The sequence below is a fragment of the Microbacterium sp. Y356 genome (assembly GCF_059445355.1).
In genome coordinates this window covers 1,317,666-1,332,086 of record NZ_JCAIUE010000001.1, presented here as the reverse complement: position 1 = coordinate 1,332,086, position 14,421 = coordinate 1,317,666, and the positions used below count along the sequence as shown (strand labels likewise).

The 14,421-nt window shown below is 65.5% G+C and carries 11 protein-coding genes and 1 tRNA gene; 8 read left to right on the top strand and 4 right to left on the bottom strand.

Going from position 1 to position 14,421, the window contains the following annotated elements:
* Positions 1 to 4 precede the first annotated feature (4 nt).
* On the bottom strand, positions 5 to 1,003 hold the full coding sequence (locus tag AC1C2Q_RS06410) for a diacylglycerol/lipid kinase family protein (protein ID WP_495449434.1): 999 nt from the start codon (positions 1,001 to 1,003) through the stop codon (positions 5 to 7).
* A 58-nt stretch (positions 1,004 to 1,061) separates the two neighbouring features.
* Between AC1C2Q_RS06410 and serS the strand changes: the two genes are divergently transcribed.
* The 4 genes from serS to AC1C2Q_RS06390 all read left to right on the top strand — a co-directional run bounded on the left by serS (position 1,062) and on the right by AC1C2Q_RS06390 (position 4,608).
* Positions 1,062 to 2,381 carry a serine--tRNA ligase gene (gene serS, locus AC1C2Q_RS06405; protein ID WP_495449433.1) on the top strand — a complete coding sequence of 440 codons (1,320 nt, stop codon included), beginning with the start codon at positions 1,062 to 1,064 and terminating at the stop codon, positions 2,379 to 2,381.
* The gene (locus AC1C2Q_RS06400; protein WP_495449432.1) at positions 2,378 to 3,208 is read left to right on the top strand and encodes an HAD family hydrolase; all 831 of its coding nucleotides are present in this window, start codon (positions 2,378 to 2,380) and stop codon (positions 3,206 to 3,208) included. Before serS ends, AC1C2Q_RS06400 begins: the two co-directional genes overlap by 4 nt.
* 44 nt (positions 3,209 to 3,252) lie before the next feature.
* Positions 3,253 to 3,337: transfer RNA gene (locus AC1C2Q_RS06395), tRNA-Ser, on the top strand.
* 47 nt (positions 3,338 to 3,384) lie between these two features.
* On the top strand, positions 3,385 to 4,608 hold the full coding sequence (locus AC1C2Q_RS06390; RefSeq protein ID WP_495449430.1) for an LCP family protein: 1,224 nt from the start codon (positions 3,385 to 3,387) through the stop codon (positions 4,606 to 4,608).
* Between the two features lie 224 nt (positions 4,609 to 4,832).
* Here the strand turns inward: AC1C2Q_RS06390 and AC1C2Q_RS06385 are convergent, their stop codons facing one another.
* Positions 4,833 to 5,840: a LacI family DNA-binding transcriptional regulator gene (locus AC1C2Q_RS06385; RefSeq protein ID WP_495430247.1), complete on the bottom strand. Its 1,008-nt coding sequence runs from the start codon at positions 5,838 to 5,840 to the stop codon at positions 4,833 to 4,835.
* A gap of 156 nt (positions 5,841 to 5,996) precedes the next feature.
* Here AC1C2Q_RS06385 and AC1C2Q_RS06380 point away from each other — a divergent pair, with 156 nt between their 5' ends.
* Genes AC1C2Q_RS06380 through rhaS form a run of 4 tightly spaced genes read left to right on the top strand, consistent with a single transcriptional unit; the run spans position 5,997 to position 10,699 of the window.
* Positions 5,997 to 7,526: a sugar ABC transporter ATP-binding protein gene (locus tag AC1C2Q_RS06380; protein WP_495449429.1), complete on the top strand. Its 1,530-nt coding sequence runs from the start codon at positions 5,997 to 5,999 to the stop codon at positions 7,524 to 7,526.
* On the top strand, positions 7,523 to 8,545 hold the full coding sequence (locus AC1C2Q_RS06375) for an ABC transporter permease (protein ID WP_495430245.1): 1,023 nt from the start codon (positions 7,523 to 7,525) through the stop codon (positions 8,543 to 8,545). The genes AC1C2Q_RS06380 and AC1C2Q_RS06375 overlap by 4 nt, the downstream gene beginning before the upstream one ends.
* Positions 8,542 to 9,594 (top strand): ABC transporter permease, encoded by a 1,053-nt coding sequence (locus tag AC1C2Q_RS06370; protein WP_495449428.1) that lies wholly within the window; start codon positions 8,542 to 8,544, stop codon positions 9,592 to 9,594. Before AC1C2Q_RS06375 ends, AC1C2Q_RS06370 begins: the two co-directional genes overlap by 4 nt.
* A gap of 55 nt (positions 9,595 to 9,649) precedes the next feature.
* A complete protein-coding gene (rhaS, locus tag AC1C2Q_RS06365; protein WP_495430243.1) occupies positions 9,650 to 10,699 on the top strand; it encodes a rhamnose ABC transporter substrate-binding protein in 1,050 nt (349 codons plus the stop codon).
* Positions 10,700 to 10,959: 260 nt separating this feature from the next.
* Here the strand turns inward: rhaS and AC1C2Q_RS06360 are convergent, their stop codons facing one another.
* Together AC1C2Q_RS06360 and AC1C2Q_RS06355 are read right to left on the bottom strand one after the other, a co-directional pair.
* Positions 10,960 to 12,375 (bottom strand): rhamnulokinase, encoded by a 1,416-nt coding sequence (locus AC1C2Q_RS06360; protein WP_495449427.1) that lies wholly within the window; start codon positions 12,373 to 12,375, stop codon positions 10,960 to 10,962.
* Entirely contained in the window at positions 12,372 to 14,408 is a 2,037-nt protein-coding gene (locus tag AC1C2Q_RS06355) for a bifunctional aldolase/short-chain dehydrogenase (protein WP_495449426.1), read from the bottom strand. Before AC1C2Q_RS06355 ends, AC1C2Q_RS06360 begins: the two co-directional genes overlap by 4 nt.
* Positions 14,409 to 14,421 lie beyond the last annotated feature (13 nt).

Here is a 14,421-nt window from a genome sequence, read left to right as displayed (position 1 = left end):
CAGGTCAGAGCGAGTCGACCGGGTGGCCAGCGGGCAGCGCCAGTAGGAGAGCGCCGGGGTCGACGCGGCAGCGGATGCGGACGGCGATCCCGAATTCGTCACCGTCGAGCTCGATGGGTGCTGGTTCGACAGCGGCGGCCTCGATGGATCGTCCGCGTAGATACCGCACCGACGCATCCTTCCCTCGACGCTGGAGCACCAGACGCCCGGCGCGGAACCTGCGCAGTACCGAGTTGTCCCACCAGATTTTGCGCCAGACACCGATCCAGCCGAAGGGGCCGGTCGGCTGGATGATCGCGATGTCCAGGTCGCCGTCGATGACGGATGCGGACGGGATGAGCGAGATCCCGGCCGGCAGCGTGCCGCAGTTCGCGAACAGCACGCTGTGCACCTTTGTGGAATGCAGCCGCGATTGGTCGAGCTGATAAACGATCCGGAACGGCTTGGCGTTCGGGAGGGACCGCGCTGCACCATCGAGGTAGGCCACCCAGCCGACCGATCTCTTCAGGTCCGGTCGGGTGTTCGCGATCATGTCGGCATCCAGCCCCATACCGGCGAGGACGACGAACGCGTGCTCGCCCGTCTCTCCGTTCGCGCGGGTGAGTTCAGCCCAGCCGATGTCGATCGGATGCCGGAATTCGCCCAACGCCGCGCGGATCATTGCGCGCGGATCCACCAGCGGAAGTCCGAGGTTGCGGGCAAGCAGGTTCCCGGTGCCGCTCGGCACGATCGCCAGCGGTACACCGGTGCCGGCCATGGCCTCTGCAACCGCGCGCACGGTGCCGTCTCCACCGGCGACGAGCACAACATCGACGCCGTGTTCGAGTGCTTCTCGGGTCACCGACTGCCCAGCATCCGCAACCGTCGTCGGATAGAAGGTGGGGTGGTCCCAGCCCATTTCCTTCGACAGGTCGCGCAGGAGGCCGCGCAGATGCCTCTCGTCGACCTTGATGGGGTTGTAAACGAGAGCCGCCTGGCGGTGGCGCGAGGTGCTCTTCCTCATGGCGATCACTCTACGGCCCGGATCCACCCGTGCGTGTCACGCCATCTAGACTTGGAGGATGATCGACCTCGCTCTTCTCCGCGACCAGCCTGACCTCGTCCGCCGCTCGCAGGTGGCCCGCGGCAATGACGAAGGCACCGTCGACGCCGCGATCGAGGCTGACCGATCGCGCCGGGTGGCGCTTACCGCATTCGAAGAGTTGCGGGCAGAGCAGAACGCATTCGGCAAGCAGGTCGCCAAGGCTCCTAAGGACGAAAAGGCAGCTCTGGTCGCTCAGGCGAAAGAGCTCGCCGAGCGTGTCAAGCAGGCGCAGCAGGCGGCGAACGAAGCAGCGGATGCCGCGGCATCCGCTCTTGCTCGCATCGAGAACGTCGTGATCGATGGGGTGCCGGCCGGCGGCGAGAAGAACTTCGTCGAACTGCGCCGTGTGGGCGAGGCGCCGACCTTCGATTTCGAGCCCCGTGACCATCTTGAGATCGGTGAGATGCTCGGCGCGATCGACATGGAGCGTGGCGCGAAGGTGTCGGGGGCGCGGTTCTACTTCCTGCGCGGCATCGGCGCGCGCCTCGAGATCGCGCTGATGAATCTGGCGCTCGACAAGGCGCTGCAGCACGACTTCGTGCCGATGATCACACCGACACTGGTGCGTCCGGAGATCATGCAGGGCACCGGCTTCCTCGGCGAGCACGCCGATGAGGTCTACCACCTCGACAAAGACGACGATCTGTACCTCGTCGGCACCAGTGAGGTCGCGCTCGCCGGGTACCACAAGGACGAGATCGTCGACCTCACAGGCGGCGCACTGCGCTACGCCGGATGGTCGACCTGCTATCGCCGTGAGGCAGGGTCGTACGGCAAGGACACCCGCGGCATCATCCGCGTGCACCAATTCAACAAGCTGGAGATGTTCGTTTACACGAACCCCGAGGACGCGGAGGCTGAGCACCTGCGTCTGGTCGCGTTGCAGGAGGAGATGCTGACTGCATTGGGCCTCTCGTACCGCGTGATCGACGTCGCAGCAGGCGACCTTGGCTCGAGCGCCGCTCGCAAGTACGACATCGAGGCGTGGGTTCCGACGCAGGGCGCGTTCCGCGAATTGACGTCGACCTCGAACTGCACCACGTTCCAGGCGCGTCGGCTTGATGTGCGTCACCGCCCGGATGCTGTGGATGGGGCTCCGGCCAAGACTCAGCACGTCGCCACGCTGAACGGCACGCTCGCGACCACACGCTGGATCGTTGCTCTGCTCGAGACGCATCAGCAGGCAGATGGCTCGGTCATCGTTCCTGAGGTGCTGCGCCCCTACCTGGGGGGTCTTGCGGTTATGGAGCCGACTACCCGGCCGCTCAATTCGTCGAAGGGTCAGGCATCGAAATGACTGCTCCCTGGCTCGTCGGCCTCGACGTCGACGGCACGATCATTCTGCAGGACGAAACCATGAGCCCTGGCGTGCCGGAGGCAGTCGCGCGTGTGCGGGATGCCGGCCACGTGGTGACGATCGCCACGGGGCGCAGTTGGATGGCCACCGAGCGCTGGGTGGATGCACTCGAGATCACTCCGGAGTTTGTCGTCTGCTCAAACGGTGCCGTCACGATGCGCCGTGTCGCGGATGGCTGGGAGCGCTGGCATGTCGAGGTCTTCGACCCGCGCACTGTGCTGACGCTGCTCACCGACCGACTGCCCGAAGCGCACTACATGGTCGAGCTCGAGTCCGGTCAGCGGCTGTTCACCGGCGAGATCGATGACTGGACGCTCGACGGGGGCAGGCAAGTGACCCTTGAGGAGCTGGGCGCTCAGCCGGTTTCTCGTGTCGTGGTGGTGTCGCCCGGCCATGATGAGGAAGACTTCCACGAGCTGGTGGCGGATGCCGGGCTCAACGAGGTTTCGTATGCGATCGGTTGGACGGCCTGGCTGGACATCGCACCGCAGGGTGTCGACAAGGGCACCGCTCTCGCGCGCGTTCATGCAGAACTCGGTATCAACGGCGGGCAGGTCTTCGTCGCCGGCGACGGGCGCAACGACATCGGCATGTTCGGGTGGTCGCTCAGTATCGGCGGTCGTGCGGTGGCGATGGGACAGGCGCCCGATGAAGTCAAGGATGCTGCTGGCGAGGTCACCGCAGACGTCGCAGAGGGTGGTCTCGCGCTCGCACTGGACACTCTGTTGGTTCGTCCAGCGCCCGCTCAGGTCGAACCGGGAGAATGAAACCGGTTAGACTCGACCACTGATCGACAGATTCGTCTGTTGATGGAGGGCTGTCCGAGCGGCCGATGGAGCTGGTCTTGAAAACCAGTGGGCAGAAATGTCTCGTGGGTTCGAATCCCACGCCCTCCGCAGAGAACTGACTGCGGTACCCCCGCAGTCAGAGTGAAAGGTACCCCGTGAGCGAAAAGATCCGTCGCCGCAAGACCGTGGCGCGCCATGGGCAGTTGCGGTCTCCGGGCCCGATCAGTCAGCTCCTGAAGATCATCGGCATCGGCCTCGCGGTCGTTCTGGTCAGTGGGTTCGGCGTTGCGGCGTTCGTCGTCACTGATCTCAGCAACACCGTCAGCGCGAACGCAGTCGAGCTTGACGGCCAGGAATCAGCTCCGCCGAACATCAGCGAATACGAGGGTGGATTCGATCTGCTGCTGGTCGGCACCGACACCTGCGAAGAGGCATACGCGGAGTTGTTCGGCGACCGCTGTTCCGGTGCGGATTCTGAGGGCAACCTCAACGATGTGAACATTCTGATGCACGTCTCAGAGGAACCGCGACGTGTCACAGCGGTGAGTTTCCCGCGTGACCTCATGCTTCCGATCCCATCGTGCACGCGTGAGGACGGCAGCGAGACCTCGGCGATGAGCAAGCAGCCGCTCAACAGTGCCTACACGTATGGCGGCCTGAACTGCGTCGCGAAGACGATCTCGCAGATTACCGGGCAGGACATCGAGTTCGCGGCATCCGTCACCTTCGGCGGCGTGATCGAGATCACCAACTCGATCGGCGGCGTCGATGTGTGCCTGGCCAGCCCGATCAAGGACTACCACACCGGTCTCGACATGGAAGCGGGCATCCACACTGTCTCCGGCCTGGAAGCTCTGCAGTTCCTGCGGACCCGTCACGGTGTCGGCGACGGCAGCGACCTGGGGCGCATCGGCAACCAGCAGCAGTACATGTCGAGCCTGGCCCGCAAACTCATCAGCGGCGAGGTGCTCGGAAACGTCCCCACCATGCTCCGCCTGGCGAACACTGCGCTGAGCAACCTCGAAGCGAGCACAACGCTGACGAATCCGATGACGATCGTGCAGGTCGCGCTCGCTCTCAAGGACGTGCCGTTCGAGGACATCGTTTTCCTGCAGTACCCGACCTTCGAGGACTCCTTCGACGTGAACAAAGTGGTCGCCGATACGGAATCGGCGCAGGCGATGTGGGATGCGATCAACGCAAACCAGCAGCTGCAGGTCACGCACGAGAACTCCGAGAACGAGGGAGTGATCATCGAAGAGTCCGAGGTTCCGGTAGACGAGACCGCGACGCCAGATCCGAACGTCTTCGCGCTGCCGGACAACGTCAAGGGGAACTCCGCCGCTCAGGAGACCTGCTCCAACGGCAACGTTCGCTAGGACGGCTCAGCCGGTCTGAGCTGCCGCGGCGCGAGGTGTCGCTGGTTGTCGGCTCCGCGCTTGTTTAGCGGCAATCTGTGACACCGGGTCCGGATGCCGGACGCGGGAGGTGTCGCTGGTTGTCGCCTCCGCGCGTGTTTGGCGGCAATCTGTGACACCTGGTCGGGTGGGGTGTGGGTGCGGGCCCAGGAGACCTGCTCAACGGCAACGTTCGCTACGACGGCTCAGCCGGTCGTGGAACGACGGATGACCAGCTCGGGCGGGAACACCGTCTGGCGAGGGATGCTGTCTGGGTCGTCCGCCTCTTCCAACACGATTCGCAGGGCCGTACGGCCGATCATCCGACTGGGCTGGCGGATCGACGACAGCGGCACTGCGGCGGCCGCGGCGAACGGGATGTCATCGAACCCGATAATTGCGATCTCGTCTGGCACCAAGAGCTGACCGCCGGACACAAGCGACTGCAGCAACCCGAGCGCGAGCAGATCGTTGGCCGCGAAGAGTGCATCCGGCCATTCGCGACGGGGCCGCGCGAGGATGCGGGCGCCGGCGGCGACGCCCTCCTCGACGGTCATGGCCGATGTGGCGATGACCTCCAGGTCGACTCGTACGGAGGCGTTCTCGGCAGCGGCCCTCGCGCCAGCGAGACGGTCGTTCACCTGTCGGATGTCGAAGGGCCCGCCCACGAACGCGACTCGGCGGCGCCCTACTTCGATGAGATGTTCGACGGCAAGCCGCCCACCGGCGACGCTGTCGACCGAGACCGAGGAGAAGTTCCCGTCGCCGCTGAAACGATCGACGAGGACCGTGGCGATGCCACTGGAGCGGAAGCGACGCAGCTGCGTCATCACGTCGCCGTAGGGGGCGATCAGAAGGCCGCGCACCTGCTGCTCCTGAAACAGATCGAGGTAGACCTTCTCTCGGGAAGGGTTCTCATCGGTGTTTCCGTAAAGGATCGCGATCCCGTGGGCGGTGGCCTCGTCTTCCGCGCCGCGGACGACGTCGTTGTAGAACGGGTTCTGGCCGTCGAGCACGACGAAGCCGACCGTCGTGCTGGTGCCGGCTCGCAGTTTCCGGGCCGCATCGTTTCGCACATAGCCAAGCTCTTCGATCGCCAGGGTGACGCGCTGAACCGAATCTGCCGAGACCTCTTCTGGTCGGTTGAGAACGTTGGAGACGGTGCCGACGGAGACGCCGGCGCGCTGGGCGACATCGCGGATGCTCGCAGGCACGACCTCACCTCTCTTCGTCGATCGGATCACGATTCGGTTACCAGGGTGTTGACCTCCTGGCGTTCTTTCATACACTAGCTTGAAACCTACCTGAATCGATTCATGTAGATTCATCTTCAGATCAAAACGATCTACCTCAAGGGAGAGGACGCGCCAGTGGCCGTCGAAGACGACAAGCACAGCTCGCCGAGCGTGGCGCTGGAACTGCATCGCGTCGTGAAGTCCTTCGGGCCGGTTGTGGCGCTGCGCTCAGGCAGCCTGACATTGCACTCTCGGTCGATCCACGCGCTCATCGGTGAGAACGGCGCGGGGAAGTCGACCCTCGTGAAGATCATGGCGGGGTTGTATCGGCGTGACTCGGGGGACTTCCGCCTGCACGATGAGCCGGTCGACTTCTCCAGCACGGCACAATCCAAGGCAGCCGGGATCGCGGTTATCTACCAGGAGCCGACGCTGTTCCCTGATCTCTCCGTCACCGAGAACATCTTCATGGGACGTCAGCCGACAAACGGCCTCGGGCGCATCGACCGCAAGGCGATGCGCCAGGAGGTCGAGCAGATCTTCCAGCGACTGGGAGTGACGCTTGACCCCGACCGGATCACCGACGGGCTGTCGATCGCCGACCAGCAGATCATCGAGATCGCCAAAGCGATCTCTCTCGATGCCAGCGTTCTCGTCATGGACGAGCCGACGGCTGCCCTCAGCGGCGTGGAGGTCGAGCGGCTCTTCGCTGTTGCACGAAGCCTGCGCGATGAAGGCCGCGCGGTGCTGTTCATCTCGCACCGCTTCGATGAGGTATTCGCGCTCTGTGACACCGTCACGGTGATGCGCGACGGCGCATACATCAGCACGACGCCGATCGTCGAGACCACCGTGGATGAGCTGGTGCGGCAGATGGTCGGCCGCGATGTCACCGAGCTCTTCCCCAAGCAGATTGTGCCGATCGGTGAGCCGTTGCTCGAGGTCGCCGCTCTCACGAGCCCTGGCGTCTTCCACGACATCTCGTTCACCGTACGAGCCGGTGAGATCGTCGCCCTCGCCGGGCTCGTCGGCGCCGGGCGCAGCGAGGTCGCCCGCGCCGTGTTTGGCGTCGACGCGTATCGGGAGGGCGAGGTGCGGATGCTGGGTGCGACGGTGCCGCGACGAAGCCCGACCGATGCCATGCGCGCCGGCCTCGCTCTCGTCCCCGAGGACCGTCGCAAGCAGGGGTTGGTGATCGAATCCGGTGTGGGTAGCAACATCACCATGGCGATCCGCGGTCAACTTGCGAAGTTCGGTCTGATCACCACGGGTATTGAGAACCGCGCCGCGAAGGAGTGGGCGAGCCGTCTTGAAGTCAAGACCCACGCACTCGACACGATCGCCTCGACCCTCTCCGGCGGAAATCAGCAGAAGGTGGTTCTCGCGAAATGGTTGGCGACGAATCCGCGCGTGCTCATCATCGATGAACCGACACGCGGCATCGACGTTGGCACCAAAGCCGAGGTGCACCGCCTGCTCTCGCAGCTCGCGGGTGAGGGCATGGGCATCCTCATGATCTCCTCCGAACTCCCCGAGGTGCTGGGGATGGCCGACCGGGTGCTCGTCATGCGTGAAGGCCGAATCACCGCCGAGATCGACCGCGCCGAGGCGACCAGTGAAAACGTCATGTTCGCCGCGACACACGCAACGGAGCTTCACTCGTGACCACAACCTCGATCTCGCGCACTGGGCTCGGCAAGACGCTGGGCGGCGTTGGCCGAGCGCGGGAGTTCGGCATCCTCATCGCCCTCGCCATTGTCGTCATCGCCGCGACCGTGAAGAATCCCAACTTCCTGTTCAGCTCGGACGGATGGCGCGACCTGCTGCTCACGCCTTCGATCCTCGTGCTGGTCGCGGTCGGCCAGGCGATCGTCATCATCACTCGCAACGTCGACCTTTCGGTCGGGTCGGTGATGGGCCTGACCGCGTATCTCACGGGCCGGCTCTTCATCGATATTCCCGGCATCCCCATCATCCTCGTCGTGCTCGCTGCCGTCATCTTCGGCGGGCTGCTCGGGCTGATCAACGGCGCGCTGGTCGCCTTCGCGAAGGTTCCTGCGATGGTGATCACGCTGGGCACGCTGTACGCCTATCGCGGCATTAACGTCCTCTGGGCCGGTAGTAGTCGGGTCAACGCCTCTGACATGCCCAAGGACTTCCTCGCGCTCGGTACTGCGCAGCTGGTCGGCATCCCAGTGCTCGCGATCATCGCGTTGATCGTGCTGGCCGCTGCTGCCTGGTACATGCGCAACACCCGGGGCGGTCGCGAGTACTACGCGATCGGTTCGGATCCTGCTGCGGCAGAGCTGTACGGGCTCAAAGTCACACGTCGTCTGCTGTCCGCCTTCGCGCTGTCTGGAGCCCTCGCGGGGCTCGCCGGGGTGTTCTACGCGGCCCGCTACGGTTCGGTCAGTTCGCAGGCCGGCGCCGGATGGGAGCTGGATGCCGTGGGTGCAGCCGTCATCGGCGGCATCGCGATCACCGGAGGCGTTGGCTCGGTCTGGGGCGCCGCAATCGGCGCCATGCTGCTGATGACCATCAACAGGGCGCTGCCTATCCTCGGCATCCAGGACTTCTGGCAGCGGGCTGTTGTCGGAGTGCTCATCATCGGCGCCATCGTGCTAGACCGAGTGCTCGCCGTCCGGCAGAAACGGCGGCTCATCGAGGCGAGGGACGAATCATGACCACGACATCCACCACCTCCACGATTCGCGTCATCCAGGACCACGGCCGCCCGCTGTGGCGTCGACTCCTGCTCACTCGCGAGGTCGCGATCATCGCGCTTCTCATCCTTGTGGTCGTCGTCGCATCGGTCACAGTGAAGGGGTTCGCGCAGCCGATCACCGTGAACTATCTGCTGCTCGACGTCGCGCCGATTCTGCTTATCGCGTTGCCGATGGCGCTGATCATGGTGACCGGTGAGATCGACCTTTCCGTGGGCAGCATGGTGGGCCTGGCGAGCGTCGTGACCGGTGTGCTCACGCACGCTGGTGCGCCTTTCGAAGTCGCTGCCCTCGCTGCCCTCACCGTCGGTGTGGTCGGCGGCGCGATCAACGGATTCCTCGTCACCGTGGTCGGGCTGCCATCCCTGGCCGTCACGATCGGCACACTGGCGCTGTTCCGCGGACTTGCCGTCGGCCTGCTCGGCACCACGGCCGTCACCGACTTCCCGGAGCAGTGGACGGCGCTGGCCAAGGCGAAGATCGCCGGGACCACGATCCCGTACATCGTCATTCCCTTCTTGATTCTGCTGGTGATCTTCGTCGTGCTGCTGCACTTCACGCCGTTCGGTCGAGGGATCTTCGCAATCGGCCTGTCGAAGGATGCTGCCCGGTTCTCCGGCGTGCATGTCGAGCGCACGAAGTTCATCCTGTTCGTGCTCGCCGGTGTTGTCTCCGCGTTTGCGGGAATCTTCTTCACCCTCCGCTTCGGTAGCGCGCGCGGCGACAACGCCACAGGACTGGAACTCCAGGTCATCGCCGCTGTCGTCCTTGGCGGGGTGTCGGTGTTCGGCGGACGCGGTCAGCTGCACGGCGTCGTGGCCGCGGTTTTGCTGATCGGCGTGCTCGGAAGTTCGCTGCGCCTCGCGAACGTCACCTCTGATGTCATCAACATCATCACCGGTGGCTTGCTCGTCGCCTCCGTGGTTGCCGCCAGTCTTCTCGCCTGGGCGCAACGATCACGTGCCAAGGCGGGGCCTCCGCCTCGTCTCGCCGTCCCCTCGACCAGCTGAGGGTACTTCTCGCCGCCGGCATCCGTCTGTGGCATTCCCAACGAAAGGAAGAACAATGAAGTTTGCACGTAAGCGCGTCACTGCGTTCGCGGCCGTCGCCGTCGCCGCGGCGTTGGCTCTGACCGGCTGTGCCGACACGAGCGGCGGAACCGGCGGTGGCGATACCGGTGGTGGATCAGAGGGCGGCTCTGACAACCTCTCGATCACGTTCCTGCCGAAGAACCTCGGCAACCCGTACTTCGACACCTCCAGCAAGGGCGGCAAGGCCGCAGTCGAAGAGCTCGGCGGCACCTTCGCCGAGGTAGGTCCGGCAGAGGCCACACCCGATGCACAGGTCAGCTACATCAACACCGCCACGCAGCAAGGTGTCGGCGCTCTGGTCGTCTCGGCCAACGACCCGCAGGCGATCTGCGATGCGTTGAACGAGGCACGGGATGCCGGGATCAAGGTCGTGACCTTCGACTCCGACACCAACCCCGAGTGCCGCGACCTGTTCATCAACCAGGCCGATGCCGAGGGCATCGCAAAGGTTCAGGTCGACCTCATCGCCGACCAGATCGGCGGCGCAGGCGAGATCGCAGTGCTGTCCGCTTCGGCGAACGCGACGAACCAGAACGCCTGGATCGAGCTGATGGAGGCGTACCTCGCCAGCGACTACCCCGACATCACGCTCGTCGAGACGGTCTACGGCGACGATGATGACCAGACCTCCTTCGACAAGACGGCGGCTCTGCTGCAGACGCACCCCGACCTGAAGGGCATCATCTCGCCCACGACGGTCGGCATCGCAGCTGCGGCACGGTACCTGTCCACCTCGGACTACAAGGGCACGGTTGCTCTGACCGGTCTCGGCACGCCAAACCAGATGCGCGAGTACGTCGAAGACGGCACCGTCACCGCGTTCGCGCTGTGGAACCCGGAGGAGCTCGGCTACCTGTCGGCCTTCGCTGCGGCCGCTCTCATCGAGGGTGACATCACCGGTGCTGAAGGTGACACCTTCGAGGCGGGCGACCTCGGCGAGTACACGGTCGGCGCCGACGGCGTCGTGCTGCTGGGTGACCCGTACGAGTTCAACGCGGACAACATCGGCGACTTCGACTTCTGAGTCGAGATTGGGACGCCTCTGCTGCTTGCGCGGTAGGGGCGTCCTGCTCCGTGTGGGGGCGCCCCGATGTGGGAGGTGTCACTGGTTGTCGTCTCGATGCGGGTGCAGCGGCAATCTGCGACACCCGGCCGCCGCGCCAGGTGTGGGAGGTGTCACTGGTTGTCGTCTCCGTAGGTGTTTGGCGGCATTCTGCGACACCCGACACCCGACACCCGACACCCGACACCCGGCACTGGTCGCGGGACCCGGCCAGAGGCAACTCAGCTCGGGTCGAAGCGCTGCGGCGGGTGGGTGCGGGCTACGAGCGCGCGCAGCTCCTCGAGTGACGCAGGAGTACCGTCCAGTGCGCGGGCCTGGACGAGCACGTTGCCCAGCGCGGTCGCCTCGACGGGGCCTGCCAGCACAGGAAGGCCTGAACGATCGGCTGTGGTCTGGCAGAGCAGACGATTGAGGGAACCGCCACCGACGAGATGGATGCTGTCGAGCTCGCGCCCAGACAGATCAGCCGCGGTCTGCACGGCCGCGGCGAAGGCGGCGGCGATCGACTCCACGATCGTGCGCGCGAACGTAGCCCGATCCTCGGGAATCGGGGAACCCTGCGCACGCAGCAGCGCGGCGATCCGCGCGGGCATGTCGCCGGGCGCGCTGAGCGAAGGATCGTTCGCGTTGAACAGCTCGACCTCCACGGCGACAGCGGATGCCGCGGCCAGGAGTTCCGGCAGGTCGATCGACGACCCGTCCTCTGCCTCCCACGTGCGCACGGTCTCGCTGAGAAGCCAGAGCCCGGTGACGTTGTGCAGGAAACGGTAGCGTCCGTCGACACCGAGCTCGTGGGTGAAGTTGGCCTCGCGCGCGGCATCCGTCAGGACGGGCTCGGTCAGCTCCACGCCGACCAGTCCCCACGTTCCGCATGAGATGTACGCCGCGTTCGGTGATGAGAGCGGGACCGCGACGATGGCGGATGCCGTGTCATGCGATCCGACCGCGATCACCGGAAGCTCCTTGCCGATGCGCTCCGCCAGCTCGGGGCGCAGCATCCCGAGCGTCGTGCCGGGATCGACGAGCGTCGGGAGCACTTCGGTCGATATGCCCAGGCGCTCAGCCAATTCCAGATCCCACTCGCCGGAACGGACGCCGAGGAGTCCGGTCGTGGACGCATTTGTGCGCTCTGCGACGCGCGCACCGGTGAGGAGGAACGCGATGAGATCGGGGATGAGAAGAGCTGCGTCAGCATCCGCCAACCGGTCGTCGACGCGGTATTGGTACAGCGTGTTGAACGGCAGGAACTGCAGACCGTTGCGGGCGTAGAGCTCCTCGAACGGCGCGATCTCGTGCACCTCGGCGACGCCCCGCTCAGAGCGTGAGTCGCGGTAGTGGAACGGTTGGGCGAGCAGCTTTCCATCCTGCAGCAGGCCGTAGTCGACTGCCCAGGAGTCGATGCCGATGCTCTCGATCTCGGGTTCGCGGCGCACCACCTCGGCGAGCCCGTCGACGATGTTTTCGTAGAGCGCGTCGAAGTCCCAGTGCAGGCCGTCTTCGCGCTGGACGGGCCCGTTCGGGAAGCGTGTGACGAGCTCCAGCTCGAGGGTTCCCGTGCCGACGCGCCCGATCATCACCCGCCCGCTGGTCGCACCGAGGTCGACGGCTGCGACGGCGCGCGGGCGTGTGCTGCTCATCGCAGGAACGCGGCCGCGACGCCGGAGTCGACCGGGATGTGCAGGCCCGTCGTGCGGGTCAGCTCTGGTCCGGTCAACACGAACACAGCATCCGCGACGTTCTCCGGAACGACCTCGCGCTTGAGGATCGTGCGGTTCGCGTAGTACTGGCCGAGGTCCTCTTCGGCAACACCGTAGGTTGCGGCGCGGTTCGCGCCCCAGCCTGAGGCGAAGATGCCAGACCCGCGGACGACACCGTCGGGGTTGATGCCGTTGACGCGGATGCCGTGCTCACCGAGTTCGACGGCCAGCAGGCGCACCTGGTGTGCTTGGTCTGCCTTCGTGGCCGAGTACGCGATGTTGTTCGGGCCGGCGAAGACCGAGTTCTTCGACGAGATGTAGATGATGTCGCCGCCGAGCTTCTGGTCGATGAGCACGCGCGCTGCGGCCTTGGAGACGAGGAAAGAACCCTTCGCCATGACGTCGTGCTGAAGGTCCCAGTCCTTCTCGGTGGTCTCCAGCAGGGGCTTCGAGAGCGAGAGGCCGGCGTTGTTGACGACGAGGTCCACGCCACCGAAGGCGAGGACGGCGTCGTTGAGCGCGGCCTGCACGGCGTCGGCATCCGCGACGTTGGCGGCAACGCCGATCGCGACATCCGTGTTTCCGAGCTCGGCGGCAGCGGCCTGTGCCTTCTCGAGGTCGAGGTCGGCGACGACGACGCACGCGCCCTCGGCGGCGAGACGGGTGGCGATGGCCTTGCCGATGCCAGAGGCTGCTCCCGTGACGAAGGCGATGCGACCCTGGTGGGACTTCGGCTTCGGCATCCGCTGGAGCTTCGCCTCTTCCAACGCCCAGTACTCGATGTTGAACTTCTCGGCATCCGAGATGGGGGAGTAGGTGGAGAGCGATTCAGCGCCGCGCATGACGTTGATCGCGTTGACGTAGAACTCTCCGGCGACGCGGGCGGTCTGCTTGTTGGCTCCATACGAGAACATGCCGACGCCGGGGATCAGGACGATCAGCGGATCGGCGCCGCGGATCGCGGGCGACTCGTCGGTCGCGTGCGCGTCGTAGTAGGCCTGGTAGTCGGCGCGGTACTCGGCGTGCAGTTCGCTCAGGCGGGCAAGCTGGTCCGAGATGGATGCCGTGGCCGGCAGGTCGAGGATGAGCGGCTTCACCTTGGTGCGCAGGAAGTGGTCAGGGCAGCTGGTGCCGAGCGCGGCCAACGCGGGTGCGTTCTCGGAAGCCAGGAAGTCGAGCACCTCGTCGGACTCGGTGAAGTGACCGACCATGGGCTTGTCGGTGGAGGCGATGCCGCGGATCGTGCCGGCGAGGGCCGCCGCACGCTCACGGCGCTCGGCCGGGGCTAGCGCTTCGAAACCGGCACGCACTCCGCCGAACGGCTGCGCCTTACCGTTTGCAGCGATGTATGCCTCGGCAGTGTCGATGATCCACAGCGAGTTCGCCTCTGCCTCTTCTGAGGTGTCGCCCCACGCAGTGATGCCGTGGCCGCCGAGGATCGTTCCGATCGCCTGCGGGTTCTGCTTCTTGATCTCCGAGATGTCGAGGCCGAGCTGGAAGCCGGGGCGGCGCCACGGCACCCAGACGACCTTCTCGCCGAAGATCTTGGAGGTCAGCGCCTCACCGTCGGCCGCGGTGGCGATCGCGATGCCGGAGTCGGGGTGCAGGTGGTCGACATGCGCAGCATCCACCAGGCCGTGCATGGCGGTGTCGATCGAGGGGGCAGCTCCGCCCTTGCCGTGCAGGCAGTAGTCGAACGCGGCGACCATCTCATCCTCACGGTCGATGCCGGGGTAGACGTCGACGAGCGCGCGGAAGCGGTCGAGGCGCAGCACGGCCAGGCCCTGCTCCTTGAGCGTGCCGAGGTCGCCGCCGGAGCCCTTGACCCACAGCAGCTCGACCGGTTGGCCCGTCACGGGGTCGGTCTCCATGCCCTTGGCCGAGGTGTTCCCGCCGGCATAGTTCGTGTTCTTCGCGTCTGCGCCGAGACGGTTGCTGCGCGCGATGAGTGCGGCTGCGGTGGGGTTGGTCATGAGAGTTCCTTGT